The organism is Meridianimarinicoccus sp. MJW13 (assembly GCF_014901205.1).
Classification (GTDB): Bacteria; Pseudomonadota; Alphaproteobacteria; order Rhodobacterales; family Rhodobacteraceae; genus Meridianimarinicoccus.
In genome coordinates this window covers 74,363-100,893 of record NZ_JACNMU010000010.1, presented here as the reverse complement: position 1 = coordinate 100,893, position 26,531 = coordinate 74,363, and the positions used below count along the sequence as shown (strand labels likewise).

Annotated in this window: 21 protein-coding genes and 2 tRNA genes; 9 read left to right on the top strand and 14 right to left on the bottom strand. The window is 63.1% G+C overall.

The window, feature by feature from the left end; translation table 11 throughout:
• Positions 1 to 31 precede the first annotated feature (31 nt).
• Positions 32 to 709, top strand: coding sequence for a type 1 glutamine amidotransferase (locus H8B03_RS17205; RefSeq protein ID WP_193143135.1), 678 nt, complete (start codon positions 32 to 34; stop codon positions 707 to 709).
• 63 nt (positions 710 to 772) lie between these two features.
• Here the strand turns inward: H8B03_RS17205 and H8B03_RS17200 are convergent, their stop codons facing one another.
• From H8B03_RS17200 to H8B03_RS17190, 3 genes are read right to left on the bottom strand one after another with little or no spacing between them, the layout of a single operon-like run.
• Positions 773 to 2,086, bottom strand: a complete 1,314-nt coding sequence (locus H8B03_RS17200; RefSeq protein ID WP_193143134.1) for a TRAP transporter large permease subunit — start codon at positions 2,084 to 2,086, stop codon at positions 773 to 775.
• A 41-nt stretch (positions 2,087 to 2,127) separates the two neighbouring features.
• Positions 2,128 to 2,748, bottom strand: a complete 621-nt coding sequence (locus H8B03_RS17195; protein ID WP_193143133.1) for a TRAP transporter small permease subunit — start codon at positions 2,746 to 2,748, stop codon at positions 2,128 to 2,130.
• The gene (locus H8B03_RS17190) at positions 2,748 to 3,770 is read right to left on the bottom strand and encodes a TRAP transporter substrate-binding protein (protein WP_193143132.1); all 1,023 of its coding nucleotides are present in this window, start codon (positions 3,768 to 3,770) and stop codon (positions 2,748 to 2,750) included. The genes H8B03_RS17195 and H8B03_RS17190 overlap by 1 nt, the downstream gene beginning before the upstream one ends.
• A 340-nt stretch (positions 3,771 to 4,110) precedes the next feature.
• On the opposite strand from H8B03_RS17190, the gene H8B03_RS17185 reads away from it, so the two are divergent.
• A complete protein-coding gene (locus tag H8B03_RS17185) occupies positions 4,111 to 5,565 on the top strand; it encodes a biotin carboxylase (protein ID WP_193143131.1) in 1,455 nt (484 codons plus the stop codon).
• Positions 5,566 to 5,638: 73 nt separating this feature from the next.
• Here H8B03_RS17185 and H8B03_RS17180 read toward each other — a convergent pair whose 3' ends face one another.
• Entirely contained in the window at positions 5,639 to 5,974 is a 336-nt protein-coding gene (locus H8B03_RS17180; RefSeq protein WP_193143130.1) for a hypothetical protein, read from the bottom strand.
• Positions 5,975 to 6,108: 134 nt separating this feature from the next.
• Between H8B03_RS17180 and H8B03_RS17175 the strand changes: the two genes are divergently transcribed.
• Both H8B03_RS17175 and H8B03_RS17170 read left to right on the top strand, forming a co-directional pair.
• A complete protein-coding gene (locus H8B03_RS17175) occupies positions 6,109 to 7,197 on the top strand; it encodes a C45 family autoproteolytic acyltransferase/hydolase (RefSeq protein ID WP_193143129.1) in 1,089 nt (362 codons plus the stop codon).
• 46 nt (positions 7,198 to 7,243) lie between these two features.
• Complete coding sequence (locus H8B03_RS17170) at positions 7,244 to 8,098, top strand: carbon-nitrogen hydrolase family protein (RefSeq protein ID WP_193143128.1); 855 nt, start codon at positions 7,244 to 7,246, stop codon at positions 8,096 to 8,098.
• A gap of 78 nt (positions 8,099 to 8,176) precedes the next feature.
• On the opposite strand, the gene H8B03_RS17165 is transcribed toward H8B03_RS17170, so the two are convergent.
• The 4 genes from H8B03_RS17165 to gabT all read right to left on the bottom strand — a co-directional run bounded on the left by H8B03_RS17165 (position 8,177) and on the right by gabT (position 12,840).
• Positions 8,177 to 9,058 carry a phosphate acyltransferase gene (locus tag H8B03_RS17165; RefSeq protein WP_193143127.1) on the bottom strand — a complete coding sequence of 294 codons (882 nt, stop codon included), beginning with the start codon at positions 9,056 to 9,058 and terminating at the stop codon, positions 8,177 to 8,179.
• 23 nt (positions 9,059 to 9,081) lie between these two features.
• A complete protein-coding gene (buk, locus tag H8B03_RS17160; RefSeq protein WP_193143126.1) occupies positions 9,082 to 10,185 on the bottom strand; it encodes a butyrate kinase in 1,104 nt (367 codons plus the stop codon).
• 86 nt (positions 10,186 to 10,271) lie between these two features.
• Positions 10,272 to 11,486: an acyl-CoA dehydrogenase gene (locus H8B03_RS17155; protein WP_193143125.1), complete on the bottom strand. Its 1,215-nt coding sequence runs from the start codon at positions 11,484 to 11,486 to the stop codon at positions 10,272 to 10,274.
• A 13-nt stretch (positions 11,487 to 11,499) separates the two neighbouring features.
• Positions 11,500 to 12,840 carry a 4-aminobutyrate--2-oxoglutarate transaminase gene (gene gabT / locus H8B03_RS17150; protein WP_226926068.1) on the bottom strand — a complete coding sequence of 447 codons (1,341 nt, stop codon included), beginning with the start codon at positions 12,838 to 12,840 and terminating at the stop codon, positions 11,500 to 11,502.
• Between the two features lie 85 nt (positions 12,841 to 12,925).
• Here gabT and H8B03_RS17145 point away from each other — a divergent pair, with 85 nt between their 5' ends.
• Complete coding sequence (locus tag H8B03_RS17145; protein WP_193143123.1) at positions 12,926 to 13,504, top strand: cupin domain-containing protein; 579 nt, start codon at positions 12,926 to 12,928, stop codon at positions 13,502 to 13,504.
• A gap of 264 nt (positions 13,505 to 13,768) precedes the next feature.
• On the opposite strand, the gene H8B03_RS17140 is transcribed toward H8B03_RS17145, so the two are convergent.
• The 5 genes from H8B03_RS17140 to H8B03_RS17120 form a co-directional block, all read right to left on the bottom strand.
• Positions 13,769 to 13,845, bottom strand: a tRNA-Pro gene (locus H8B03_RS17140).
• A 66-nt stretch (positions 13,846 to 13,911) separates the two neighbouring features.
• The gene (locus H8B03_RS17135; RefSeq protein WP_226926066.1) at positions 13,912 to 14,880 is read right to left on the bottom strand and encodes a DMT family transporter; all 969 of its coding nucleotides are present in this window, start codon (positions 14,878 to 14,880) and stop codon (positions 13,912 to 13,914) included.
• A 78-nt stretch (positions 14,881 to 14,958) separates the two neighbouring features.
• Positions 14,959 to 16,062 (bottom strand): 3-isopropylmalate dehydrogenase, encoded by a 1,104-nt coding sequence (gene leuB / locus H8B03_RS17130; RefSeq protein ID WP_193143122.1) that lies wholly within the window; start codon positions 16,060 to 16,062, stop codon positions 14,959 to 14,961.
• A 131-nt stretch (positions 16,063 to 16,193) separates the two neighbouring features.
• Positions 16,194 to 17,222, bottom strand: coding sequence for an endonuclease/exonuclease/phosphatase family protein (locus tag H8B03_RS17125; protein ID WP_226926065.1), 1,029 nt, complete (start codon positions 17,220 to 17,222; stop codon positions 16,194 to 16,196).
• A gap of 236 nt (positions 17,223 to 17,458) precedes the next feature.
• Positions 17,459 to 17,545 (bottom strand) — tRNA-Leu (locus H8B03_RS17120).
• Between the two features lie 171 nt (positions 17,546 to 17,716).
• Here H8B03_RS17120 and H8B03_RS17115 point away from each other — a divergent pair.
• A complete protein-coding gene (locus H8B03_RS17115) occupies positions 17,717 to 18,700 on the top strand; it encodes a complex I NDUFA9 subunit family protein (RefSeq protein ID WP_193143120.1) in 984 nt (327 codons plus the stop codon).
• Positions 18,701 to 18,754: 54 nt separating this feature from the next.
• On the opposite strand, the gene H8B03_RS17110 is transcribed toward H8B03_RS17115, so the two are convergent.
• Entirely contained in the window at positions 18,755 to 19,558 is an 804-nt protein-coding gene (locus H8B03_RS17110) for an undecaprenyl-diphosphate phosphatase (protein WP_193143119.1), read from the bottom strand.
• 220 nt (positions 19,559 to 19,778) lie between these two features.
• Here H8B03_RS17110 and H8B03_RS17105 point away from each other — a divergent pair, with 220 nt between their 5' ends.
• From H8B03_RS17105 to gltB, 3 genes are all read left to right on the top strand, one after another.
• Positions 19,779 to 21,215 carry an NAD(P)-dependent oxidoreductase gene (locus H8B03_RS17105; RefSeq protein WP_193143118.1) on the top strand — a complete coding sequence of 479 codons (1,437 nt, stop codon included), beginning with the start codon at positions 19,779 to 19,781 and terminating at the stop codon, positions 21,213 to 21,215.
• A gap of 131 nt (positions 21,216 to 21,346) precedes the next feature.
• Positions 21,347 to 21,793, top strand: coding sequence for a GFA family protein (locus H8B03_RS17100; RefSeq protein ID WP_193143117.1), 447 nt, complete (start codon positions 21,347 to 21,349; stop codon positions 21,791 to 21,793).
• Complete coding sequence (gltB, locus tag H8B03_RS17095; protein ID WP_193143116.1) at positions 21,790 to 26,328, top strand: glutamate synthase large subunit; 4,539 nt, start codon at positions 21,790 to 21,792, stop codon at positions 26,326 to 26,328. The genes H8B03_RS17100 and gltB overlap by 4 nt, the downstream gene beginning before the upstream one ends.
• The last annotated feature ends 203 nt before the right edge of the window (positions 26,329 to 26,531 follow it).

The window sequence follows — 26,531 nt, the reverse complement described above, 5'->3', positions numbered from 1 at the left end:
GCCTGCATTGGCAGAGATCAAGGACGCAGGGATGAAGATTGGGATTTTGCAGACCGGTCGGACGCCGGAAGAACTTCGCGCCAGGCACGGCGACTACGACGACCTGTTCAAGCGGTTGCTGGATGGTCGCGGGTTCGAGTTCGTGACCTATCCGGTGCTGGACGGCGTCTTTCCGGATGCGGTGACAGATGCTGACGGCTGGCTGATCACCGGGTCGAAATTCGGCGCCTACGAGGGCCATGACTGGATCCCGCCGCTGGAGGATTTCCTGCGCCGGGCATTTGCCGCCGGAGTGCCGATTGTCGGCGTGTGCTTCGGGCATCAGATCCTGGCGCAAGCCCTGGGCGGCAAGGTCGAGAAGTTCGCGGGCGGCTGGTCCGTCGGTCCGACCGAGTATGCCGGTGCAGCGGGCACGACGGATTGCGTCATGGCGTGGCATCAGGATCAGGTGACGGAACTGCCCGAGGGGGCAGAGGTCATCGGATCCTCGGATTTTTGTGCCAACGCGATGCTGGCCTATGGGAACAAGGCGCTGACCGTTCAGCCGCATCCGGAATTCACGGCAGAGTTTCTGACCGATCTGATGGCGGCCCGCCGGTCGGTGTTGCCAGAGCATATTGCCGAGGCGGCGATGGCCCGTGTCAACGCTCCGCTGACCTCTGGCGATCTTGCTGACAAGTTCGAGGCGTTCTTCAAGCTTGACCGGTAAACCAGTTCCCGAAAACGACAAAGGGCGCGCCAGTGGCGCGCCCTTTGCGTTTCAGGACATTCCTCAGAACAGGACGCTTGGAAGCCAAAGCGCGATCTGCGGAAACATGAAGACCAGCGCCAGGCCCAGGATCTGCAATCCGACAAAGGGTATGGCCGCCCAGTAGATGTCGATGATCGTCACATCCTTTGGCGCCACCGACCTCATGTAGAAGAGGTTGTAGCCGAACGGCGGCGTCAGATAGGCCGACTGCATGCTCAGGATGAAGAGCACCGCGAACCATGTGGTGTCAAAACCCAGATCGCGGACGATCGGCACGAACAGCGGCACGGTGATGAACACGATGGCGAAATCATCCAGGAACATGCCCAGGACGAAGTAGGCCAGCAGCATCGACAGGATGACCAGGTTCGGCGACAGCGCGTAATCCTCGATCAACTCTCCGACGACCATGCCCGCACCGACACCGACGTAGATCTTGGAAAAGAACACGGCGGCAATGGTGATCCACATCAGCATGCCCATCAGCTTGGTCGTGGACAGCATGACATAGCGCAGGGTGTCCCAGCTTAACCGGCCCTGGATCGCGGCAATCACCAGCGACCCGAAGGCACCGATGGCAGAGGCTTCGGAGGGCGAAGTGATACCGCCGATGATGCACCCCAGAACCGTGAAGATCAGAAGCCCCGGCGCGATCAGGAAGCGCAGGGATTTGAACTTCTCCATCGCCGTGAACTGTTCTTCGGCCGGGGGGCCGAGCGACGGATTGATGCGGCAGCGGATCAGGATGTAGGCGATGTAGATCCCCGCCAGCATCAGTCCCGGCATCAGCCCGGCAGCGAACAGCTTGCCGACGGAATCGCGGCTGAGAAAGGCGTAGATGATCATCAGGACGCTGGGCGGGATCAGAAAGCCAAGCGCGCCGCCGGCCATGATCGTGCCGGTGACCAGACGTTTGTCATAGCCGCGATTGAGCATCGCAGGCAGGGCGATGATGCCCAGGCTGACCGTCGCCGCGCCCGAGACCCCGGCCATCGCGGCGATCAGGGCACAGATGATGACCGTCCCGATGCCAAGCCCGCCGGGCAACCGGCCCATCAGCTTGTGGATCATCTCGAACAGATCGTCGGTGATGCCTGACCGTTGCAGGACCAGCCCCATGAAGATGAACAGCGGCAGCGCCACCAGCAGGAAGTTGTCCATGGCGCTGAAGGTCGACGAGATCAGAAGATCAAGCCCCCCGTCGCCAAAGATCGCCATGGCGCTTCCGATGCCGCAGATGGTCAGCGCCCAGGCCAGCGGCGCGCCAAGCGCCATCAACCCCAGCATGGATGCGAACATGATGCCCGTAATGGCGAGCGGATCCAGATTTTCCATTTACAGGTCCTTAAGAGCAGCCGCGGGATGCACGCGCATGATCAGCGGTCATTGGGCTTGGAGGTGTCCACGGCCTCGGTGACATCGGCATCCAGAATGGTGGGCAGAAGTTCCGGATCAATGTCGCTTTCGAACTCGCGTTCGCGCGGATCGTCATACTCGATGCCGAGCGCGGTCAAAACGGCCCGCAGCAATTCGGCCATGTTCTGCAGCAAGACCAGTCCGACAGCGATCGGGATCACCGTCTTGATCGGATACAGCGGCGGTTGCCACATGCTCTTGTTGGAGTATTCGCGAACAGCCCAGCTTTCGGCGGCAAAGCCAATGGCCAGCTTCAGGAACATCACCAGAACGACGGCACCGGTCGAAAAGATCACGACATCGCAGATCGCCTGGCCCCGCTTGGGCAATGCCCCCCAGATCACCTCGCTGCGGACATGGCCACGGTGGCGCAGGGTATAGGCGCCGGCCAGCATGCAGAAACCGCCATACAGCATGGTGCTGGTTTCATGCGCCCAGAGGGTCGGGGAATCGAGAAAGTACCGAAACACGATCTCGATGACGAGAACCCCGATCATCCCCAGCGTAAGCCAGGAAATGGCCCGCCCGACGAATTCGGACAGGCCATCCTGGGCGACAAGATATCTTGTCACCCAGGCCATCAGAGACGCCCTTGCGCCTTGGCGTTCGCAACCAGAAGGTCGATCAGCTCGGCGTTGCGCGCGGACCGTTCGGCTTCTTCCTGCCAGACCGCCTGTGCTGCAACCGTCAGCTGCTTGGAATCCTCATCCGGAAGGACCGCGAATTCGAAGACGTCGCCCTTGTCGACCACGGACTGGTTGCCCTCGGCCAGCCAGTCGGTGATGTCTGCGGCGAACTGGGCAATCGCTTCTTCCATGATCGCCTTGTGCTCGTCCGACAGGCCGTCCCACTTTTCCTTGTTGGCAAGGAAGGTTTCGGTCCAGCCCGGCATCAGCATGTTGAGACGGGTATAGTGTTTCGCGGTCTCGTTCAGCTTGAGCTGCTCGTATTCGATGGGGCCGCCGTAGATGGCACCGTCGATCACGCCGGTCGACATGCCGATGTAAAGCTCGCCCGCGGGCAGGTAGACGGTCGGGATCTCGAAGTACTCAAGAACCTTCGCAACATTCGACGTGGCGCGGATCTTGCGCGTCTTCAGATCGTCGAGCGAGGTGACCGGCTCCTTGGTCAGCAGATCGTAGTCGTGGCCATAGCCCTTGCCCAGATAGACGACGCCGGCCTCGTCATAGGCCGCGGTCAGCAGGGCATCCACCGGCTCGCTGTCAAAGAACGCGCGGGCTTCGTCGAGGCTCGTCCAGCCACCGGGCAGACCGGCTTCGATGTTGCCGATGTCCACCTGGCCGGACCAATAGCCGCCGTGACCATGGGCGATGTCGATCGATCCCTTCTTGGCGGCTTCCAGCAACTGGTCGCTGGCGACAAGCTCGCCGCCGTGGAATGTCTGAATTCGCAGGTCGCCCCCGGAATTTTCTTTGACGGTGTCGCGGAACTTCTTCAGGATCGGATCGATCTCGGTGCCATAGAACGTATGAAACCTCAGCCGTGTCGTATCAGCCGACGCAACCGTCGCCATCGATGTCAGCGCCAGTGCACCGGTCATGGCGGCCATCGCAAGTCGGCGTGTGAAAGGGATGCTTGTCATACCATTGTTCCTTTAGGTTTACTTTGCCTTCGCAAGACCCTTGTTGCAACGCCAACAGGTCTCATTCTCCAACCCTGGCCTCGACGGCCTCCAAGGCTTGAAAACCTCCTTACATCATGGACTATACTGTGAGCAATAATAATGTTAATAACCGGCTGTGATCATGCCGATAATTTCGCATAAGAAGGGTTTGCAGGACTTGTGGCAGAAGTCACTTGCCCTGTTCGCGGCAACCAAAAGGCGACTCCTGGGTGGGACTCGTCCAAACCAAGCGGCAACCGGGGAAGCGTCACGAACCCCGAGCAACAACCAAGAACACAACATCGGGAGAGCGCCCAAGATGGCCGACCAAAGCGAGAAACTAACCGGGCTTACCGAAATTTACCGCTATCTGAGGCGGAACAAGACGCCGATCTACGTCGTCATGCCAACGCCGTTCAACCTTATGGGTCTGGATCAATGGGTCGGTGGGCTGGAGTTCGTCAACTTCTTCGACGTCTTCGACGGCCAGCATCCCCGGGTGTTCGTCCCGAACGTGGCGGACGCCCCGGTATTCCAGTCGATGGAAGACGTGGCCAACTATCTGGTCGATCACCCGGAGTTTCGTGCGCGGGTGAAGGAACGCCCGCCCGGTCTGGCGGCATTCGTGATGTTCGACGAGAAGACCGAAGAACTGTGCAAGGATGTCGGCCTGAAAATCGCGCTGCCCTCAAACGAGTTGCGGCACCGGCTGGACAGCAAGATCGAAACCACCCGCATCGGCAACGAAGCCGGGGTTGAAAGCGCGCCCAACGTCATGGGGCGGGCCGACAGCTATGAGGAACTGAGCAAGCTGGCCGAAGGGGCAAAGCTGGGCTCGGATCTCGTGGTGCAGACCCCCTATGGCGACAGCGGGCGGACGACCTTCTTCATCAAGTCCGAGGCGGAGTGGGACAAGTTCTCCAGCAAGATCATCGGCGAAGAGCTGAAGGTGATGAAACGCATCAACCACCTGCCCGGCACCATCGAGGCCTGCGCCACACGGCACGGCACGCTGGTCGGGCCAGTGATGACCGACATCACCGGTTTCGAGGAAATCACCCCCTACAAGGGCGGCTGGTGCGGCAACGACATCTCGCCCGCGATCCTGCCGGACGGCGTGCCGGACAAGGTGCGCGAAATGGCGCGCAAGTTGGGCGATCAGCTTTATCAGGAAGGCTACAAGGGCGTTTTCTGCACCGACTTCCTGCTCGATACCGACACCAACGAAGTTTACCTGGGTGAAATCAACCCGCGGATTTCAGGAGCCTCCCCGCCGACCAACCTGATCACCTCGACTTATGGCGGTTGTCCGATGTTCCTGTTCCACCTGCTGGAATTCATGGATGTCGACTATGAGATCGACATTGAAGAAGTGCAGAGCCGCTGGAACGACTACGATTTCTGGACCCAGCTGATCCTGAAACAGACCGAGGACAAGGTGGAGTTGATCACCCAGGCGCCCCGTTCGGGCATCTGGAGCATGGATGAAAACGGCGAGATCGAATTCGTGCGGGCCGGCCACAACATCAATGCGTTGGGCGACGAACACGAAGCCTTCTACCTGCGGGTCTATGGCGAGGGCGAGTACTGCTATCACGGTGCCGACCTTGGCTGCATCCTGGCGCGCGGGCGGATGCAATCGGACGATCGCGAACTTCTGGATCGGGCCAAGAACTGGAACAAGGCGATCAAGGCCCAGTTCAAGAGCGTTCCGCTGACCGCCGAGACCGAAGTGACCATGCCGGCCGACATGACCGCCGGCAAATGGTTCTGATCTGACATCTCTCAGGAGGCGTTTTCAGCGCCTCCTGACCCCTCGACTGTGCCGTATTCAGCACAACATGGGACTATTCAGCGTCGCCGTTTGGCTCCCCGACCAGGTCGATATCGTTCCGGACCCAGAAAAACGCAAACCCCTTGCCGCGCAGCCAGATCTCAAGCCGGTCCAGGCTGCCCCATTCAAGCGGCATGCCACGCGCACTTTCCAGCGACATCCAAAGCCCGTCGACCAGGAAAAACACTGTCCAAGTATAGGGGTTACGGTCCTGATCCCCAAAGCCGCCGCCCTGCTTGGTCCGGCGCACCCGAACTACGGTCGGATACTGTGTAATTCTCTGGGAATCGATCAAGCCTGGAATATCGCTTTGACGAATGACACCAGTGGGCGTAGGCGACTTCAACATGGGCGGATCTTGACAAAATGCAGGTGAAAGTCAATATTCACACCATGCGCCATGGTGCTCTCCTCCCCTGACGGGAATGGGAATGTCTTGCACGTCGCAGGCACTGCACTCAAGGAAGAGCACGCGGACCCATCATGCAACTCAGATTTCGAAGCCTTGTCGAAGACCGTCCCGGTCCGGCGCTGCGCCAGGTTTTCAACCATGGTTGGCCGGGTTGGTCCAAGTGGCTGCGCAAGCGGCGCGGCACCCATACGACTGATCTGCGGGATGCCCGCCTGTCGCTGCGCCGCCACATGCCGGAGTTCGAACGCCTGTGGGACACCTGGGTCGATGTCTGTGACGGCGATGACGAGGCGGCCCGGTTCCTGAGCTTCTGGTCGCCGCCGCGTTACCTGGTGAACTGCTCTCAGGCCGTGCTTGTCGACGACGACGGGCCACTGCTGATCCGCAACTACGACCTTGATCCCCAGTTGAATGAATCGACCCTGCTGTCGACCAACTGGCGCGGGCGTCGGGTGGCCGGGATGGTCGACGGAATTTCCGGTCTGGCGGACGGGATGAACGATGCCGGGCTTGCCGCGTCGCTGACCTTCGGCGGCCGGACGGTCAGGGCCGCGGGTTTTGGCATCCCCATCATCATCCGCTACATCCTTGAGATGTGTGTCGACGTGCAACAGGCGGTCGAGGCCTTGCGCGCCGTGCCGTCGCATATGTCCTACAATGTCACGGTGGCGGACGCGCGGGGCAATTTCGCGACGGTCTATCTGGCACCGGACCGCCCGGCGATCGTGACCGCCACCCCCTACACGACAAACCACCAGTTGGGCGTCGAGTGGCCCCAGCATGGCAGGTTTTCCAACACCAAGGGCCGGTCGGATCATCTTGAAAGACTGCTGGACGACCGCAAGCTGACCGCCGACCGGCTGTTGCAGGAATTTCTCAGCCGGCCACTGGCCAGCACCCGCTATGACCGCGGTTTTGGAACCGTCTATACCGCCGCCTATCGCCCCGCCCAGCAGCGGCTTTCGCTGCACTGGATGGATGGCTCGGGCGAACACCACGGCCTTGGTGCCGTGACCCCCGGCGAGCGGGTTGTGGCATTCACGGCAGATGGCTCAAGAACCGTTTCCGTCACGGCCGACGCGACACAAGCAGGGTCCGGTGAACCCGCCCGGCGGCTGGGCTTCGGCTTGCCCCAGCTGCACCAGAACAAGCCAGCCTGATCCCAAAAGCCGATCAGCAGATTGATCCAGTCAAACAGGAGACCTCATGTCCCGTTTTTCGATTGCCGGCATCCAGATGTCGATAACCATGCACAACAACATTGCCGAAATGCGCAAGCGCATGGAGGTTCTGTTCCACCTTTATCCCTGGGTTCAGATGGTCGTGTTCAGCGAACTTGCGCCGCACGGCCCGTCAAAGCCCGCAGCCCAGCCCATGGGCGGATCCATCGAAACCGAGATGGCCGAGCTTGCCCGCAAGTTCGATTGCTGGCTGGTGCCCGGCAGCTATTTCGAAAAGAACGGCGACCAGATCTTCAACACCACCCCGGTGTTCAACCCGGCAGGGGAAGTGGTCACCCGGTATCGCAAGATGTTCCCGTTCACGCCCTATGAACAGGACGTCACACCCGGCACCGAGTTCTGCGTCTTCGACGTGCCCGGCGCGGGCCGGTTCGGTGTGTCGATCTGCTATGACCTCTGGTTCCCCGAGGTGACCCGGACGCTGACTGCGATGGGTGCCGAAGTTATCATCAACCCGGTGCTGGCCAGCTTTGTCGACCGTCCGGCCGACCTTGCCATCGCGCAAGGCTCCGCCGCGATGTTCCAAAGCTATATCTTCCACATCAACGGGCTTGTGGCGGGAGGCAACGGTTATTCGATGGTGATCGATCCCGCCGGACAGATCCTGCACCGCGGCAACGTGATGGAAGAGATGATCCCCATCGAGGTTGATTTCGAACTGGTCCGCCGTCAGCGCCGTGAAGGTGTCTTGAGAATGGGCCAGCCGCTGAAGAGTTTCCGCGACAACCAGGTCAAGTTCCCGGTCTATGAACCGGGGTTCGACAAAGGCTATCTGGAAAGCCTCGGCCCCCTGGTCAAACCGGGTCGGCCTGGCCATTGACCCATCGGCGGGGCAGACTGCCCCGCCCTGCCCCACGTATGTGGATACAGGCAATCTCTGCCCGCGGATCGGCAGATATCACGCGCCTTTGCAGACCATGGCCAGAAGCAGCGCATTGATCCGGCGATCAGCGCTGTCCGCGCGCGAGTTCAGCAGCACCGGCACCCGAGCCCCAAGCACGATCGAGCCAGTCTCGGCCTGACCGTGGAATTTCCAGGCCTTCGCAACCGAATTGGCCGCGTCGATATTGGGGAACAACAGCAGGTCCGCGTCCCCCGCAACCGTGGACCCCGCCAAGCCCTTGACCCGTGCTGCATCGCGGCTGACGGCCACATCGTATCCGAAGGGGCCGTCGACCACGAACCCCGGCAGCGCACCTGACGTGCTCTCGCCTGCCAGCGCGGCGGCATCGACCGTGGCCGGAAGCCTGTCCGAAACCTTCTCGGTTGCCGCAAGGGCCGCGACCTTGACCGGATCTATCCCCAGCCCGAGAAACAGCGGCGCGGTGTTCAGAATGATCTGCCGTTTCTGGGCCAGATCGGGCGCCGGCAGAATGCCGTTGTCCGTCGCCGCGATCAGTTTGGGATAGCTCGGCATTGCCGCAACTGTGACATTGGACAGAACGCCACCCGCACGAATACCGGTGTCTCGGTCAACGATGGCGCGAAGATAGGCGGTGCTGTCCACATGCCCCTTCATCAGGATATCGGCCCGACCGTCCCGCACTGCCGCAACAGCGCCGTCGGCACAGGCCTTGGGGTCACCGGCCTCGTGGCACGTGACCGCCGCACGCAGGGGCGCCGGGATGGCATCCATGATCGCCGCGCTGTCGCCCGTGACCTCGACGGCAGAGACCAGCCCGTCCTCTATCGCCCGGACAAGTGCCGCGACGATGCTGGGATGGTTGCCCCCGGCCACGGCAAGGCGCACGGCCCCCCGCGCCCGCACTTGCGCGCGCATGTCCGCAAAGCTTCGCACCGGCATCACGCGACGTCTGCCCGCGGTTCAATCGGCCATTGCATCGGCGTTTCGGTTCCCGACAGGGCCCGAAAGGCCCCCTCGGCCAGCGCAAGGCATTCGTTGCTGCCCGCATGCACGTGCACCGGTGCAATCCGCGCGACCTTGCGGGTCAGGCCGTCGACGACGCGCGAACTGTTGGCCAGCCCGCCGGTCAGGATGATGCCGTCGAGATCGAAATCGGCAACGGCGGCCATGGCACCGATGGCCTTGGCCGTCTGGTAGAGCATGGCGTCGTGGATCAATTCCGCCCGCGTGTCGCCTTCGGCGATCATCGTCTCGACCTTGCGCATGTCCTTGGTGCCGAGATAGCCGTAGACCCCGCCGCGGCCATAGAGTTTCGCCAGAAGCTCTGTCTTGCTATATTTGCCGGAAAAGCACAGCTCGATCAGCGGCAAGGGCGGCAAGCCCCCCGCGCGCTCGGGCGAGAAGGGCGAAACCTCCATCCGGTTGGAACTGTCAACGATCCTGCCATCGATCAGCGCGGCGATGGAAAACCCGGCTCCCAGATGCGCCACGACCACGCGCAGCGCCTCGAAGGGTTTGCCAAGGTCATCGGCCAGCCTGCGGGCGCAGGCCCGGATGTTCAGCGCATGAACGAAACTGAATCGCGGCAGATCCTCGACCCCCGACACCCGTGCCACGGGCGGCAGTTCGTCCACGCTGACCGGGTCGACGATATAGGCCGGGATGCCGTGCCTCTGCGCGATCCGGTTGGCGAGCGGCGCGCCAAGGTTGCTGGCGTGGTGATAGACCGGACGGTGCAGGGCGAAATCGACAAGCGCGTCGTTCACCGCGATCACGCCGGAAGGCACCGGGGTCAGCATGCCCCCCCGCCCGGCTGTCGCCACCAACCGATGCGCATCGAGCGTATCGGACAGGAACGCCGACACACAGGAATCGCGGTAATCCAACTGGTCGGGAATGCCGGCAAAGCCGGCCATCTGGCCTTCGTCGTGGTCCAGATTCTGTTCGGCGATCAGCCGCAGGCCGTCCCCGGTGACACCGTACAGCGCGCAGCGGGTCGTGGTTGTCCCCGGATTGATCGCAAGAATTGCGTCATTCGCCATGGCATTGGCCTCGCGAAAGCAATTGGGATGTCAAACGCTGCGCAGGATGCGCCCGCAAAGGACGGGCACATCCTGCGGCTGCGCGTTCAGTAGAAGGCCTGCAACCCGGTAATCGCGCGTCCAAGGATCAACGCATGGACATCATGGGTGCCTTCATAGGTGTTCACGGTCTCCAGGTTCATCGCATGACGCATCACCTGGAACTCTTCGTGGATACCATTGCCACCGTGCATGTCGCGTGCGGCCCGCGCGATATCCAGCGCCTTGCCACAGTTGTTGCGTTTGACAAGCGAGATCATCTCGGGCGCGGCCTTGCCCTCGTCCATCAGACGACCGACCCGCAGGCTGGCCTGCAAACCAAGCGAGATTTCGGTCATCATGTCGGCCAGCTTTTTCTGGAAAAGCTGGGTCTGTGCCAGCGGCCGGTCGAACTGCTTGCGGTCCAGACCGTACTGGCGCGCGCCATGCCAACAGGCTTCGGCGGCCCCCAGAACACCCCAGGAAATGCCATAGCGCGCGCGGTTAAGGCATCCGAACGGCCCCTTCAGACCTTCGACATCGGGCAACAGGGCGTCCTCGCCAACCTCGACATCCTTCATCACGATCTCGCCGGTGATCGACGCGCGCAGGCTGAGCTTGCCACCGATCTTCGGCGCCGAGAGGCCCGGCGTGCCCTTGTCGAGCACGAAACCCCGGATCTTGCCGTCATGCGCGTCGGACTTGGCCCAGACGACAAAAACATCGGCAATCGGTGCGTTCGAGATCCACATCTTGGTGCCGTTCAGCACATAGCCGTTTTCGGTCTTGGTGGCGCGGGTCTTCATGCCGCCGGGGTCCGATCCGGCGTCGGGTTCGGTCAGACCGAAACAGCCGATGTATTCACCCGATGCCAGCTTTGGCAGGTATTTCTTGCGCTGCTCTTCCGAACCGTAGGCATAGATCGGGTACATCACCAGCGACGACTGCACAGACATCATCGACCGATAGCCGGAATCGACCCGCTCGACTTCGCGCGCAATCAACCCGTAGGCGACATAGGACGACCCCAGCCCGCCGTATTCTTCGGGGATGGTGACGCCCAGAAGGCCCATGTCCCCCATTTCGCGAAAGATCTCGGGCTCTGTCCGCTCTTCGCGGTAGGCTTCGATCACGCGGGGCTGAAGCTTTTCCTGTGCGTAGCTGCGCGCAGCATCGCGCAGCATCCTTTCCTCTTCCGAGAGCTGGTCTTCCAGCCGGAAGGCATCTTCCCAATCAAACCGAGACAGTCCCGGGGAGTTCTTGGCTTTCAGGTCTTTGGCCATGCTCGTGGTCCCTTCAGGCAGCTGCGGCGGTTTTGGAGATTGCCGCCTCGAAAGCGGATTCGATGATATCGAGCGCCTCGTCGACCTGCGCATCGGGCGTGGTCAGCGGCGGCAGAAGGCGGACAACGTTGGCGCGCGTCCCGCAAGGCAGAAGGATCAGGCCGCGTGCCTCGGCTTCGGCGATGATTGCCAGGGTCAGGGCCGGGTCGGGCGACCTGCTGTCACGGTCGGTGACCAGTTCGAAGGCGACCATTGCCCCAAGCCCGCGCACCTCGCCGATGGCCTCCATGCCCTGACGCTCCGACAGTGCGATCAGGCGTGCCTTGATCTTGTCGCCGATTTCCAGGGCACGGGCGCAGAGGTTTTCCTCTTCGATGACATCAAGCACCGCGTTCGCGGCCGCAATCCCCAGCGGGTTGCCCGCATAGGTGCCGCCAATGCCACCCACAGGTGCCGCATCGAGAATCTCGGCGCGCCCGGTCACGGCCGACAGCGGGAAGCCCCCGGCCAGACCCTTCGCCATGGTCACCAGATCCGCTTCGACGCCCGAATGTTCAAAGGCAAACAGCTTGCCGGTGCGCGCCATGCCGGCCTGGACTTCATCGGCGATCAGCACGATGCCGTACCGGTCGGCGATTTCACGCAGGGCCCGCAGGAACTCGGGCGGCGCGACGACAAACCCGCCCTCGCCCTGCACCGGCTCGACGATGATGGCCGCCACGCGCTCGGGGTCGATGGTCGACCGGAACATCTGGTCAAGATGCGCCAGGCTCATCTCGGTGGTGACACCGTGGAATTCGTTCGGGAACGCGGCGTGATAGACCTCGGGGGGCATGGCGCCAAACGCCCGCTTGTAGGGCGCGACCTTGCCAGTCAGCGCCATACCCATCAGCGTCCGCCCATGGAACGCGCCTGCAAAGGCAATCACACCGGACCGTCCGGTATAGGCCCGCGCCATCTTGATGGCATTCTCGACGGCTTCCGCGCCGGTGGTGACCAGCATCGTCTTCTTGGCGAAATCGCCGGGCGTGGCCTGGTTCAGGCGCTCGGCCAGACGGATATAGGTCTCGTAGGGCGAGACATGGAAACAGGTGTGCGTGAAGGCCTCGGACTGGGCCGCCACGGCTGCCATCACCTTGGGATGACGGTGGCCGGTGTTGTTCACGGCGATTCCGGCGGCAAAGTCGATATAGCGCTTGCCCTCAACGTCCCAAAGCTCGGCATTCTGAGCGCGTGCGGCATAGATTCCGCGCGTCGCCACCCCATTGGCAACCGCGAGATCACGACGCGCCTTGAGTTCTTCGTTCTTGTCCACAGTTGCGCTCCTTATTGATTTCGGGGGTACGCTTACCATCGCTCATAATATTGAGCAACATAATTTTATTATATTGAGCATAATCGCCATGTTGTGTAGGCAGGAACCGACCAAGGAGGCTCAGATGAACGATTTTGACGTCGGCGCGCGGCTGAAGGAACTTCGCCTTCGGCACGACCTTTCGCAACGTCAGCTAGCAGATGTGGCCGGCGTGCCCCATGGGCAGATCTCGATGATCGAGACGAACAAGAGCAGCCCATCCGTTGCATCGTTGCGCAAGATATTGGGCGGCCTGAGCATTGGAATGTCCGAATTTTTTGAGCCGGAAGATGCGCCGGACACTGATATTTTCTTCACGCCGCAGCAGTTGCGCGATCTGACCTCGCGCATCTATTCCGAAGCGCAGGGGCTGGAAGGCAAGGTCTCGTTGAAGCAGGTCGGGGACGCCCGCGCACACAATCTTCAGATTCTGCACGAGACCTATGAGCCGGGGGCCGACACCGGCGAGGACATGCTGGAACATGTGTCCACTGAAGGCGGCATCGTCGTGTCGGGCGAAATCGAGTTGACGGTGGGCGACCGGGTGGCAGTTCTCAAGGCCGGGGATTCCTATCTCTTCAACTCGCAGGAGCCGCACCGGTTTCGCAATATCGGCGACCGTGCCGCGACCGTGATTTCCGCCTGCACCCCGCCCTATCTTTGATGGCCTGACGCCCCGGTCCGCGTCGCGCTGCTGCCGGGGCGGGGACCGGCGGCGATGCGCCGTGCTCGACCCGGCGGACCGTCGTCGTTTTCGGAACGGCCACAAATATCCTGAATCGCCCGGCAGCATGTGCGATACGGCTTGAGTCGGCGTCTAATGTCGCCACCGCCCGCACAGGATACCACCCCCAAGACAATCCGAACGCGCGCAGACAGTCCGCGCCAAAGCGGTTCGTGGGAAATGACTTGTAAGTGATTGTTTACATGGTCGGAGTGAGAGGATTCGAACCTCCGACCCCTGCCTCCCGAAGACAGTGCTCTACCAGGCTGAGCTACACTCCGACCGTGTAGCGGCGGCAATATTGACTTTGACCAAGTTTTGCAAGGGGGGAAGCGACAGGAAATCGCTCAATCCTCGGGGTTTCGCCGCTCGTTCATCAGCGCGCTGACACGGGGCGCTGCGCCGGTTTCGACGCGCGACCGTGTGCGCAGCACGGGCTGATTGCCGTCGTCGCGCACCCCGCTTTCGCGCCAGACCACATAGGCCCCCGAGGCGATCACGATCGAAGCGCCGATGATGGTGCCCAGATCCGGGGTTTCATTGAACAGGGCCCAACCAAACAGGGTCGCCAGCACGATCTGGGAATACTGCATCGGGGCAACCACGGCGGCTTCACCGGTGCGATAGGCCAGTATCATCAGCCCGGTGCCGGTCAGGGACAGCGCCGCGATGGCCGCCAGCACACCAAGGTCCGCCACCGGCATCGGGGTATAATAGAACGGCAGCGCCAGCCCCATCACCACGAGATTGGTCAACAGCGGGTACAGCAGCAGCACCGCGCTGCGTTCCTCTTGGCCGATCTTGCGCACGATCACCGAGGCGAACGAGCCGCAGACCGCCGCCAGAAGCGCCGCCAGATGCCCCAGCGACAGGGGCTCTGTCCCCGGACGCAGCACGATCAGAACCCCGCACAGGCCGACCAGAACCGCCGCGCCGCGATGGATGCCGACCCTTTCGCCCAGTACCGGGATCGACATCAGGGTGATCAACAGCGGCATCGAGAACAGGATCGCGTAAACCTGGGTCAGCGGCAGCAGGGAAAAGGCGGTGAAGGCCGACAGACCAGTAATGGCCACGCTGACGGTCCGCAGCCCGGTCCACAATGGTCTGTGCGGGCGCAGGGATCCGCTGCGTTGTTTCTGGATCAGGACCAGCGTGAACAGGGGAAAACTGAACAGCACCGTGAAGAACAGCACTTGAACAGGCGCATAGGTGCCACCCAGCAGCTTGACCAGCACATCATGGACGGAAAAAACGGCAAACGCCGCAAGCGCGATAACGGCGCCTTGCGCGTTGGCGGACAGGGAACGAAGCATCTTGGGGCATCCTATACGGGGATGCCTCAACCGTTAGCGCTGTCAACGGCGCGGATCAAGAACCCGCGCCGTGGAATTTCAAAGCGATGCGTCCAGCGCTGCCAGAATCGCGCTGCCCATCTCGCTGGTCGTGACCGGTGTCACGCCCTCTTCGCCCAGAAGATCGGCGGTGCGCACGCCGTCGGCCAGCACCTGCTCGATGGCGGCTTCAAGGCGGTCGGCCTCGGCCCCCTGATCGAAACTGTAGCGCAGCGCCATGGCGAAGCTCAGCACGCAGGCGATGGGGTTGGCCTTGCCCTGCCCGGTGATGTCCGGGGCCGAGCCATGTACCGGTTCGTACATCGCCTTGGGGCGGCCATTGGCCATCGGTGCGCCAAGGCTGGCCGAGGGCAGCATCCCCAGCGAGCCGGTCAGCATCGCGGCGGCATCCGACAGCAGGTCGCCGAACAGGTTGTCTGTGACGATCACGTCGAACTGCTTGGGCCAGCGGCACAGCTGCATGGCGCCGGCATCGGCGTACATGTGCGACAGCTCGACCTCGGGATAATCCCGGCCCACCTTGGTGACGACTTCGCGCCACAGGATGCCCGATTCCATCACGTTGGCCTTTTCCATCGAGCACAGCTTCCTGTCGCGCTTCATGGCCAGTTCGAAGGCCGAGCGCGCCACCCGGTCGATCTCGCTTTCGGTGTAGCGTTGGGTGTTGATGCCCACGCGCTCGTTGCCCTCGGTGATGATGCCGCGCGGCTCGCCGAAATAGATGCCCGAGGTCAGTTCGCGCACGATCATGATATCCAGACCGGCCACCACGTCTTTCTTCAGCGACGAGAAATCGGCCAGTGCGTCAAAGCACTGGGCCGGGCGCAGGTTGGCGAACAGATCCATTTCCTTGCGCAGGCGCAGCAGGCCGCGCTCGGGCTTCACGCTGAAATCCAGATCGTCGTACTTGGGGCCACCGACGGCGCCCAGCAGAACCGCGTCCACATCTTGCGCCTTTTGCATGGTCTCGTCGGTCAGCGGCACACCGTGCTTGTCATAGGCCGCCCCGCCCACCAGATCCTCGGACACATCGATGGTCAGGCCGCGCTTGTCACCGAACCAGTCGATGATGCGGCGGACCTCGGCCATAACTTCCGGACCGATCCCGTCGCCGGGCAGGATGAGCAGGGAGGGGTTCGTCATGGGGGCATCTCCTTGAAAGACTTGCGCGGGGGCGTAGCCCGCCCTCGGGGAAGGGTCAAGGTGGCGCGCGGTGCAGCCCTGGCCTTGGGTCGCGTCTGACAGGCTCGGGGATGGAACGGATCAAGGCCGCGTCAGGATCCGCCCCGAAGCACCAGATCGACCCAGACCAGCCGGTGCCGACTGGCCCCACGCCCGTCCTTGCCCAACAGCGCGCGCGCCGGATCGCCCTGCACCGGCCAGAGCACACCGGCGCCAGAGACCTCCAGCCCTGCCTGCGGAAGCACATAGTCGACGCGCATGTTGCCGGGTTCTCCGGCCTGATCCCAGGCCACCGTATCGCTGGCCCGCCCCTCTGCCGCAGCGCCCGCACTGGTTGGGCGCGGGTCTTGCAGGGCCGGATGTGCCAGCAGTTCGGCCATCGCGGCGCGATGCCCATCCCCGGCCTGCGGGTCCAGATTGGCATTGCCCAACAACACGAAGGGCGCGTCGGGCGGGGGCTCTCCGTCAATCTGCCCGCCCATCAGCAAAGACCAGACACGGGCCTCATCGCGGTTGCGCAGCCCATTGCGATCCTCGGGCCCGTCGAACACCGGCGGCGTGGCGTGCCAGACCAGCAGGGTCACCTTGCCCTCTGGCGTGTCCACCGGCACCGCCCAATGGCCCGTGGTGGACAACCGCTGCGTCGCCAGCGCCTCGGACGACAGGAACGGCGCTCCCGTGGCGGTTTTCGGCAAGGTTGCCCCGGGCAGATCAGCCCAGAGCAGACCGGAAAAATCACGGGCATGGTCGGTCAGGATCGGCCATTTCGACAACAACGCCATGCCCTTGTGACCCGCAAAGCGCCCCCAGCCCTGCCCGTCTTCGGGCAGCCGCACGCGCCCATCGCCGTTCAGGTCCACCCCCGACAGCCAGCCCGTGTTGGGCCGCGGGGCGAAGCGATGCGGATAGGTCGCCCCGGATCGCGCTAGAACCTTGGCAAAAGCCGTCAGCGCCCGGCCTTCGAAATCCCAGTCAAAGCGCGTCAGCAGAATCACATCCGGATCCGCCGCCGCGATGACCCCGGCCACGGCCAGAACCTGCGCATCGTCCTTTCGAATATCGCGCAGCAACACCCCCGGCCCGTCACGATCCAGTTCGGCCGTGAAAATGGCTACACGCAAAGGCGCGGCCCCGGCCAAGCCGGCCCACAACATCAGGCAAAGGAAAAGAACGTGCGCCATGCCGACAGGGAGCATCAGGGCGGGTTAACAGGCCGTGAAAGCAGGGAGTGCATCATGACGCGGACAAACGTCAGGATCACCGGGCGGCCCCCAAAGGCCAACCCGCGTGGACCGAAGGCAGCGCGGTGCGCTTTCGCGCCAACCCACTGTTCGGATGACATTTCTTTTGAGGGAAATGGTGCCCAGGAGAGGACTCGAACCTCCACGTCCATACGGACACTAGCACCTGAAGCTAGCGCGTCTACCAATTCCGCCACCTGGGCAGGTGTCGTGAAGCGGCGTTTAGACCTGCTGCGGGGGGGGTGTCAACACGGGGTGCGAAACTTTCTGAAAAAAACTCTGCGCACGCCTCCACGACCCACCGCGACGCGATGCGCCTTGCCCGGGAAGGGTCCGGGCGATACATCCCAAAGGGAAATGCGCGGAGGCCAGAGATGACGCAACTTGTGACTGTTTTCGGGGGATCGGGCTTTGTCGGGCGCTACATCGTGCGCCGCCTTGCCAAGCAAGGCTACCGTGTGCGCGTGGCGGTGCGGCGGCCGAACGAGGCGATCTTCGTGAAGCCCTATGGTGTCGTCGGTCAGGTCGAACCGGTGTTCTGCAACATCCGCGATGACGACTCGGTGCGCGCGGTTCTGGGCGGGGCCGAGGCGGTGGTGAACTGCGTTGGAATCCTGAACGAGTTTGGCAAGAACAAGTTCGACAAGGTGCAGGCCGAAGGGCCGGGCCGTGTGGCACGGCTGGCCGCCGAGGCCGGGATCTCGCGCATGGTGCATGTGTCGGCCATCGGTGCCGACGCGGACAGCGACAGCGCCTATGCCCGTACCAAGGCCGCCGGCGAGGCGGGCGTGCTGGCGCATCAGCCCGATGCAGTGATCCTGCGGCCCTCGATCGTGTTCGGGCCCGAGGACGGGTTCTTCAACCGCTTTGCCAGCATGGCGCGCTTTGGCCCGGTGCTGCCGCTGGTGGGCGCCGACACGCGGTTTCAGCCGGTCTATGTGGACAATGTGGCCGAGGCCGCCGTCATGGGGGTGACCGGCGCGGCAGCGCCCGGTGTCTATGAACTGGGCGGGCCGGAAGTGGCCAGTTTCCACGACTTGATGCAGGACATGCTCAAGGTCATCCGCCGCCGTCGCCTGATCGTGAACACGCCGTTCTGGATCGCCTGGATCATGGGCGCCAGCCTGGACCTGGTGCAGAAGATCGGCATGGGCCTGATCGAGAACAAGATGCTGACCGCCGACCAGGTGCGCAACCTGCGCAATGACAACGCGGTCTCGGACGGCGCGCGCGGGCTGGCCGATCTGGGCATCACGCCGGTGGCTTATGGCGCGGTGCTGGATGATTACCTGTGGCGCTTCCGCCCTACCGGCCAGTACGAGGCGTTGACCGAATCCGCCAAGGACATGAAAGCCTGAACCGGCCCCCTGGGCACAGACCACGGGGCGGCCTTCACGGTCGCCCTTGTCATGTCAGCTATAGGCAATGCCCAGCAGGATCAGCCCCAGGATCACGCGATAGATCACATAGGGTGTGAAGCTGACCGACTTCAGCAGCCGCATCATCAGCACCAGTGCCAGCAACGCCGAACCGAAGGCGAAAACCGCCGCGATGGCCGCATCCAGCGCCAGCGCCGGATCCCAATGCGCCATCACATCCAGCGTCAGCAAACCGCCCGCCATGGCAATGGTCGGGATCGACATCAGCATGGCCAGCTTGGCACCATCCTCCCGCGTATAGCCCAAAGCGCGGGCACCGGTGATGGTGATACCCGACCGCGAGGTGCCGGGGATCAGCGCCAGCACCTGCCACAGCCCCATGATGATGGCATCGCGCAGGGTCCAGTCCTCGGCCTTGCGAACCTTGGGCCCCCTCTGGTCGAAGACGTACAGAACGATGCCGAACACCAGCATGGTCCAGCCGATCACCGCGACCGAGCGCATGGCGTCGTTCAACCCGGTAACCTTCAGGATCAGCCCGACGATCACCACCGGCACCGTCGCCACCGCCAGCAGGAAGGCCAGCCGCGCCCCCGGCGTGTCGATCCGCCCCCGCAGCAACCGCAGGGTGCCCACTGCGGCCAGCTTCACGTCCGACCAGAAATACAGGATCACGGCGAACAACGTACCCACATGAACGGCCACATCGATGGCCAGCCCCTGATCGTCCATCCCGGTCAGATTCGGCAGAAGAATCAGGTGGCCAGACGAAGAGATCGGTAAAAATTCGGTCACGCCCTGGATGATGGCGATCAGAAGAAGGTGAAACAGGGACATGTCGTTGGAATCCGTACCTTGGGGAAGAACTCGTAAGATATTGTTATTGATCGTATTTTAGATTTATAAGTCAGTATATATGACTTATATTTCCCGCATTTGACCCGATGATGCTGCATTGCCGCAGGCTCGTGAGGGAAAATAGGTCACTACTTATGACTTTTCATTTCCTCTTCTCCCTACTAAAAGGCCCCTGACCCCAGTTGAGCGAGGTAACGGGATGGCCAAGCAAAAGATGCTTCAGTTTGTGTCCGTAGCACGGGACATGCCTGAAAAGCGTGCGCCCAATCTTCGCAACCAGGACTTCGGTGAAATCTACGCGGAATTTGCCGCGCAGAAGGCGGAAGAGCAAGCGAGCCGGTGCAGCCAGTGTGGTGTACCTTACTGCCAGTCGCATTGCCCTTTGCACAACAACATTCCCGACTGGTTGCGCATGACCGCCGAAGGACGGCTTGAGGAAGCCTATGAACTCAGCCAGGCGACCAACACCTTCCCCGAGATCTGCGGCCGGATCTGCCCGCAAGACCGATTGTGCGAAGGCAATTGCGTGATCGAACAGTCGGGCCATGGCACCGTGACCATCGGCTCGGTCGAGAAATACATCACCGACACCGCTTTTGAAAAAGGCTGGGTCAAGCCCATCGTTCCGGCAGCGGAACGCGGCGAGAGCGTCGGCATCATCGGCGCCGGTCCCGGCGGGCTGGCCGCGGCCGACCGTCTGCGCCGCGCGGGTGTGCAGGTCACGGTCTATGACCGCTACGACCGCGCCGGCGGGCTGCTGACCTATGGCATCCCCGGTTTCAAGCTGGAAAAACCCGTCGTCATGCAGCGTATCGAGCAGCTGGAACAAGGCGGCGTCATCTTCAAACTGAACTGCACCGTGGGCGATGACATCTCGTTCGCCGATATCCGCAAGGCACATGATGCTGTGTTGATCGCCACCGGCGTCTACAAGACCCGCGATCTGCAGGGCCCCGGCTCGGGTGCCGAGGGCATCGTGCGCGCCATCGATTACCTGACCGCCTCGAACCGCGTCGGCTTTGGCGACACGGTGGCCGAATACGAAAGCGGCGAATTGAACGCCAAAGGCAAGAAGGTCGTGGTCATCGGCGGCGGCGACACCGCCATGGATTGCGTGCGCACCGCCGTGCGGCAGGGCGCCGAAAGCGTCAAATGCCTGTACCGCCGCGACCGGACCAACATGCCGGGCTCGCAGCGCGAGGTGGCCAATGCCGAGGAAGAAGGCGTGGAATTCGTCTGGCTGTCGGCCCCCAAGGGCTTTGCCGGCGATCCGGTCAGCGGCGTCATGGTGCAGAAGATGCGCCTGGGCGCGCCGGATGCCACCGGCCGCCAGATGCCCGAACTGATCGAAGACGCGGACTATGTGGAAGAGGCCGATCTGGTGGTGAAAGCCCTTGGGTTCGAGCCGGAAGACCTGCCAACGCTCTGGGGTCAGCCGGATCTGGAAGTGACCCGTTGGGGCACCGTGAAGGCCGATTTCCGCACCCATCAGACCGCGATGGATGGCGTTTACGCGGTGGGCGACATCGTGCGTGGTGCCTCGCTGGTGGTCTGGGCGATCCGTGATGGCCGTGAAGCGGCGGACGCGATGCTGGCAACTTTTGACGCGAAATCCGCGTCCGTGGCGGCAGAATAAGCCGCGCTGGAAAACGTCTGGCCCGCGTATGGCAGACGTATGGCTTCCGGGCTGGCCGCCAAGGCCAGCCTGTCCCGAACCGGGTCAGACAGATTGACCTGTTTCGGCCCTGCAACGGAAAGGACTGAGCGATGGCTTCGACAACCGGCGGCTGCCTGTGTGGCGCAGTCCGTTACACCCTCGCCGAAGCGCCCGAAAGATATGGCGCCTGCCATTGCGGCATGTGCCGCCGCTGGACCGGCGGAATCGAGTTGGGCCTGGAAGTCCCGCCCGGCGGCGTGACTTTCGAGGGCGCGGACAACATCCGCATCTACACATCGTCCGACTGGGCCGAGCGCGGGTTCTGCGGCACCTGCGGCAGCAACCTGTTCTGGCGGCTGACCGTCCCCGGCCCGATGCACGGGTTGATGTCCGTCACCGCGGGCACACTGGACAGCCTGGACGGTCTGACCCTGACCACCGAGGTCTACATCGATCACAAGCCGGCGGGCCATGCCTTTGCCGGGGACACCAAGAAAATGACCGAGGCCGACATCCTTGCGATGGTTGCTGCCTCCAATCCGGGAGACCCCTCATGACCAAATACGATCAGGCCTGGGTGGCCCAGCAAGAAGCACAGCGCGCCTTTCTGGCGGAACAGGGCATGTACCTGCCCGACGAAGAGAAAGCCAACTGCGGCGTCGGTCTTGTGGTCAGCGTCGATGGTTCGCCCTCGCGGCAGGTGGTCGAAGCGGGCATCACCGCGCTGAAGGCAATCTGGCACCGGGGCGCCGTGGATGCCGATGGCAAGACCGGCGACGGCGCGGGCATCCATGTGCAGATCCCGGCCCCGTTCTTCTATGACCAGATCCGCCGCACCGGCCACGAGCCGAACATGGAGCAGCTGATTGCCGTGGGCCAGGTCTTCCTGCCGCGCACCAATTTCGGCGCCCAGGAAACATGCCGGACCATCGTCGAGGCCGAGGTTCTGCGCATGGGCTATTACATCTACGGATGGCGCCATGTGCCGGTGGATATCTCCTGCCTTGGCGAAAAGGCCAACGCCACCCGCCCCGAGATCGAGCAGATCATCATCTCCAACAACAAGGGCGTGGATGAGGAAACCTTCGAGCGCGAACTGTATGTCATCCGCCGCCGGATCGAGAAAGCCGCCGCCGCGCAGGGCGTGGGCGAGTTGTACATCTGTTCCCTGAGCTGCCGGTCGATCATCTACAAGGGCATGATGCTGGCCGAGCAGGTGGCGGAGTTTTACCCCGACCTGATGGACGACCGGTTTGAAAGCGCCTTCGCGATCTATCACCAGCGCTATTCGACCAACACCTTCCCGCAGTGGTGGCTGGCCCAGCCGTTCCGCATGTTGGCGCACAACGGCGAGATCAACACGCTGAAGGGCAACATCAACTGGATGAAAAGCCACGAGATCCGCATGGCCTCGGCGACCTTTGGCGACCTGGCCGAGGACATCAAGCCGATCGTGCGGCAGGGATCGTCGGACTCGGCCGCGCTGGATTCGGTGTTTGAGGTTCTGGTGCGGGCCGGACGCTCGGCGCCGATGGCGAAAACCATGCTGGTGCCGGAAAGCTGGTCCAAGCAGGCGGTGGACCTGCCGCCGGCGTGGCGCGACATGTATTCCTACTGCAACTCGGTGATGGAGCCCTGGGACGGTCCGGCCGCGCTGGCGATGACCGATGGCCGCTGGGTCTGTGCCGGGGTGGACCGCAACGGTCTGCGCCCGATGCGCTATGTGGTGACCGGCGACGGCCTGCTGATCGCAGGGTCGGAAGCGGGCATGGTGCCGGTGGATGAAGCGACCGTGGTCGAAAAAGGCGCGCTGGGACCGGGGCAGTTGATTGCCGTGGATATGACCGACGGCAAGCTCTACCACGACACCGAGATCAAGAACCGTCTGGCCGCGGCGCAGCCGTTCGGCGACTGGGTCGGCAAGATCAGCGATCTGAGCGAAACCCTGGACGGGCTGACCGAAACCGCCATGTTCTCGGGCGCCGAGCTGCGCAAGCGGCAGATCGCGGCGGGCTACAGCATCGAGGAGCTGGAGCAGATCCTCACCCCCATGGCCGAGGACAGCAAGGAGGCGCTGGCCTCGATGGGCGATGACACGCCGTCGGCGGTATTGTCCGAGAAATACCGCCCGCTGAGCCATTTCTTCCGCCAGAACTTCAGCCAGGTGACCAACCCGCCGATCGACAGCCTGCGCGAATACCGCGTGATGAGCCTGAAGACGCGCTTCGGCAACCTGAAGAACGTGCTGGACGAGGACAGCAGCCAGACCGAGATCCTGGTGCTGGACAGCCCCTTCGTGGGCAACGCCCAGTTCGAGGCGCTCAAGCACCAGTTCAACGCTCCGCTGACAGAGATCGACTGTACCTTCCCCGCCGGCGGCGGTGACCGCGCCCTGCGCAAATGTCTCAACCGCATCCGCGACGAGGCCGAAGAGGCGGTGCGCTCGGGGGCGGGTCATCTGATCCTGACCGACATTCACCAGAACGAAGACCGGGTGCCGATGCCGATGATCCTGGCGACCTCGGCGATCCACAGCGGGCTGACCGACAAGGGTCTGCGGACCTTCTGTTCGATCGGTGTGCAGTCGGCGGAATGCATCGACCCGCATTACTTCGCGGTGCTGATCGGCGCGGGTGCGACAGTGGTGAACCCCTATCTGGCTGAGGACAGCCTGGCCGACCGCATCGAGCGCGGCCTGCTGGAAATGTCGCTGTCCGAGGCGGTGGCGCGCTATCGCCATGCCATCGACCAGGGCCTGCTGAAGATCATGGCGAAGATGGGGATCTCGGTGATCTCCTCGTATCGCGGCGGTCTGAACTTCGAGGCTGTGGGCCTGAGCCGCGCCATGTGCGCCGAGTTCTTCCCCGGCATGCACAGCCGCATTTCCGGCATCGGCGTGGTCGGCATCCAGCGCAAGCTGGAGCAGGTCCATGCCAAGGGCTGGCGCGGCGGCCAGGACGTGCTGCCCATCGGCGGTTTCTACAAGGCGCGCCGCACCGGCGAGACCCACGCCTGGGAAGCGCAATCGATGCACATGATGCAATCGGCCTGCGACCGGGCCTCGTTCGAGATGTGGAAGCAGTATTCGGCCAAGATGCGGTCGAACCCGCCGATCCACCTGCGCGACCTGCTGGACATCAAGCCGCTGGGCAAGCCGGTGCCGATCGAAGAAGTGGAAAGCATCACCTCGATCCGCAAGCGCTTTGTCACGCCGGGCATGTCGCTGGGGGCGCTGAGCCCCGAGGCGCACAAGACCCTGAACGTGGCCATGAACCGCATCGGCGCCAAGTCCGACAGCGGCGAAGGCGGCGAGGATCCGGCGCATTTCCACCCCGAGCCCAACGGCGACAACCCGTCGGCGAAGATCAAGCAGGTGGCCTCGGGCCGGTTCGGCGTCACCGCCGAATACCTGAACCAGTGCGAAGAGCTTGAAATCAAGGTGGCCCAAGGTGCCAAGCCCGGCGAGGGTGGCCAGCTTCCGGGCATGAAGGTCACCGACCTGATCGCCCGCCTGCGCCATTCGACCAAGGGTGTGACGCTGATCTCGCCGCCGCCGCACCACGACATCTATTCGATCGAGGATCTGGCACAGCTGATCTACGATCTGAAACAGATCAACCCGCGCTGCAAGGTGACGGTGAAGCTGGTGGCCTCCTCGGGCGTCGGCACCATCGCCGCCGGGGTGGCCAAGGCCAAGGCCGATGTGATCCTGATTTCGGGGCACAACGGCGGCACCGGGGCGTCGCCCGCGACCTCGATCAAATACGCGGGCCTGCCATGGGAAATGGGGCTGACCGAAGCGCATCAGGTTCTGTCGATGAACAAGCTGCGCGACCGGGTCACCCTGCGCACCGATGGCGGGCTGCGCACCGGGCGCGACATCGTCATCGCCGCGCTGATGGGCGCCGAGGAATACGGCATCGGCACCGCCGCCCTGATCGCCATGGGCTGCATCATGGTGCGCCAGTGCCAGTCCAACACCTGCCCGGTGGGCGTCTGCACGCAGGATGAAAGCCTGCGCGCCAAGTTCACCGGCTCGGCCGACAAGGTGGTCAACCTGATCACCTTCTACGCCACCGAGGTGCGCGAGATCATGGCCGAGATGGGCGTGCGCACGCTGGACGAGATCATCGGCCGCGCCGATCTTCTCAGCCAGGTCAGCCGCGGCTCGGCACATCTGGACGATCTGGACCTGAACCCGCTGCTGATCACCGTCGATGGTGCCAAGGACGCGAAATACGACCGCAACAAGCCGCGCAACCCGGTGCCCGACACGCTGGACGCCGAGATCGTCGAGGATGCGGCGCGCTTCCTGGAAGACGGTGAGAAGATGCAGCTGTCCTACGCGGTGCAGAACACCCGCCGGACGGTGGGCACCCGCACATCCAGCCACATCGTGCGGCGCTTCGGGATGCGCAATTCGCTGCAGCCCGATCACCTGACGGTGAAACTGACCGGGTCCGCCGGGCAGTCGCTGGGTGCCTTTGCGGCACCGGGTCTGAAGCTGGAAGTGCAGGGCGATGCCAACGACTATGTCGGCAAGGGCCTGTCGGGCGGCACCATCGTGGTCCGGCCACAGCAGGTCAGCCCGCTGGTGGCGTCGAAGAACACCATCATCGGCAACACCGTGCTGTATGGCGCCACCGATGGCTATCTCTTCGCCGCCGGGCGCGCGGGCGAGCGATTCGCCGTGCGCAACTCGGGGGCGAAAGTGGTGATCGAGGGCTGCGGCTCGAACGGGTGTGAATACATGACCGGCGGGGTCGCGGTGATCCTGGGCAGCATCGGCGCCAACTTCGGCGCGGGCATGACCGGCGGCATGGCCTATCTGTACGATCCAGACGGCGCGGCCCCGGCCCTGATGAACATGGAAACCCTGGTGACCTGCCCGGTGACCCAGGATCATTGGGAAACTCAGCTGAAGGGCCTGGTCGAACGGCATCATGCGGAAACCGGCAGCCGCAAGGCCGCCGATATCCTGCAGCATTGGGACCTGGAAAAAGCCAACTTCATGCAGATCTGTCCCAAGGAGATGCTGGTGCATCTGCCGCATCCGCTGGGCATCCCGGCAGAAGCGGTGCCGGCGGAGTAGACGGTCGGGGGCGGCTCCCGCCCCTTGGGCGATCTGCCGATCGCAAAGCGTTGGGCGGGGCAGGCGCGGGCATTCGCCCGCGCCTGTCTGCATCTGGCCGCTGGAGACGCACAATCCCGCAGCGGCACGGCCCGTGGCGATGGCGGGCCAGCCTGCCGAGAGGCCGATTGCGGGCAGGTCTGCCGCAAACAGGCCTGTTCCAG

Bases quoted from the DNA above. Each gene is read 5' to 3' on its own strand.
- H8B03_RS17195 (WP_193143133.1), bottom strand. From the start codon at position 2,748: ATGGCCTGGGTGACAAGATATCTTGTCGCCCAGGATGGCCTGTCCGAA.
- H8B03_RS17180 (WP_193143130.1), bottom strand. From the start codon at position 5,974: ATGTTGAAGTCGCCTACGCCCACTGGTGTCATTCGTCAAAGCGATATT.
- buk (WP_193143126.1), bottom strand. From the start codon at position 10,185: ATGGCGAATGACGCAATTCTTGCGATCAATCCGGGGACAACCACGACC.
- gabT (WP_226926068.1), bottom strand. From the start codon at position 12,840: ATGGTAAGCGTACCCCCGAAATCAATAAGGAGCGCAACTGTGGACAAG.
- H8B03_RS17155 (WP_193143125.1), bottom strand. From the start codon at position 11,486: ATGGCCAAAGACCTGAAAGCCAAGAACTCCCCGGGACTGTCTCGGTTT.
- H8B03_RS17105 (WP_193143118.1), top strand. From the start codon at position 19,779: ATGGCCAAGCAAAAGATGCTTCAGTTTGTGTCCGTAGCACGGGACATG.
- H8B03_RS17185 (WP_193143131.1), top strand. From the start codon at position 4,111: ATGGCCGACCAAAGCGAGAAACTAACCGGGCTTACCGAAATTTACCGC.
- H8B03_RS17110 (WP_193143119.1), bottom strand. From the start codon at position 19,558: ATGTCCCTGTTTCACCTTCTTCTGATCGCCATCATCCAGGGCGTGACC.
- H8B03_RS17115 (WP_193143120.1), top strand. From the start codon at position 17,717: ATGACGCAACTTGTGACTGTTTTCGGGGGATCGGGCTTTGTCGGGCGC.
- leuB (WP_193143122.1), bottom strand. From the start codon at position 16,062: ATGACGAACCCCTCCCTGCTCATCCTGCCCGGCGACGGGATCGGTCCG.
- H8B03_RS17205 (WP_193143135.1), top strand. From the start codon at position 32: ATGAAGATTGGGATTTTGCAGACCGGTCGGACGCCGGAAGAACTTCGC.
- H8B03_RS17200 (WP_193143134.1), bottom strand. From the start codon at position 2,086: ATGGAAAATCTGGATCCGCTCGCCATTACGGGCATCATGTTCGCATCC.
- H8B03_RS17100 (WP_193143117.1), top strand. From the start codon at position 21,347: ATGGCTTCGACAACCGGCGGCTGCCTGTGTGGCGCAGTCCGTTACACC.
- H8B03_RS17190 (WP_193143132.1), bottom strand. From the start codon at position 3,770: ATGACAAGCATCCCTTTCACACGCCGACTTGCGATGGCCGCCATGACC.
- H8B03_RS17135 (WP_226926066.1), bottom strand. From the start codon at position 14,880: ATGCTTCGTTCCCTGTCCGCCAACGCGCAAGGCGCCGTTATCGCGCTT.
- gltB (WP_193143116.1), top strand. From the start codon at position 21,790: ATGACCAAATACGATCAGGCCTGGGTGGCCCAGCAAGAAGCACAGCGC.
- H8B03_RS17175 (WP_193143129.1), top strand. From the start codon at position 6,109: ATGCAACTCAGATTTCGAAGCCTTGTCGAAGACCGTCCCGGTCCGGCG.
- H8B03_RS17170 (WP_193143128.1), top strand. From the start codon at position 7,244: ATGTCCCGTTTTTCGATTGCCGGCATCCAGATGTCGATAACCATGCAC.
- H8B03_RS17165 (WP_193143127.1), bottom strand. From the start codon at position 9,058: ATGCGCGCGCAAGTGCGGGCGCGGGGGGCCGTGCGCCTTGCCGTGGCC.
- H8B03_RS17145 (WP_193143123.1), top strand. From the start codon at position 12,926: ATGAACGATTTTGACGTCGGCGCGCGGCTGAAGGAACTTCGCCTTCGG.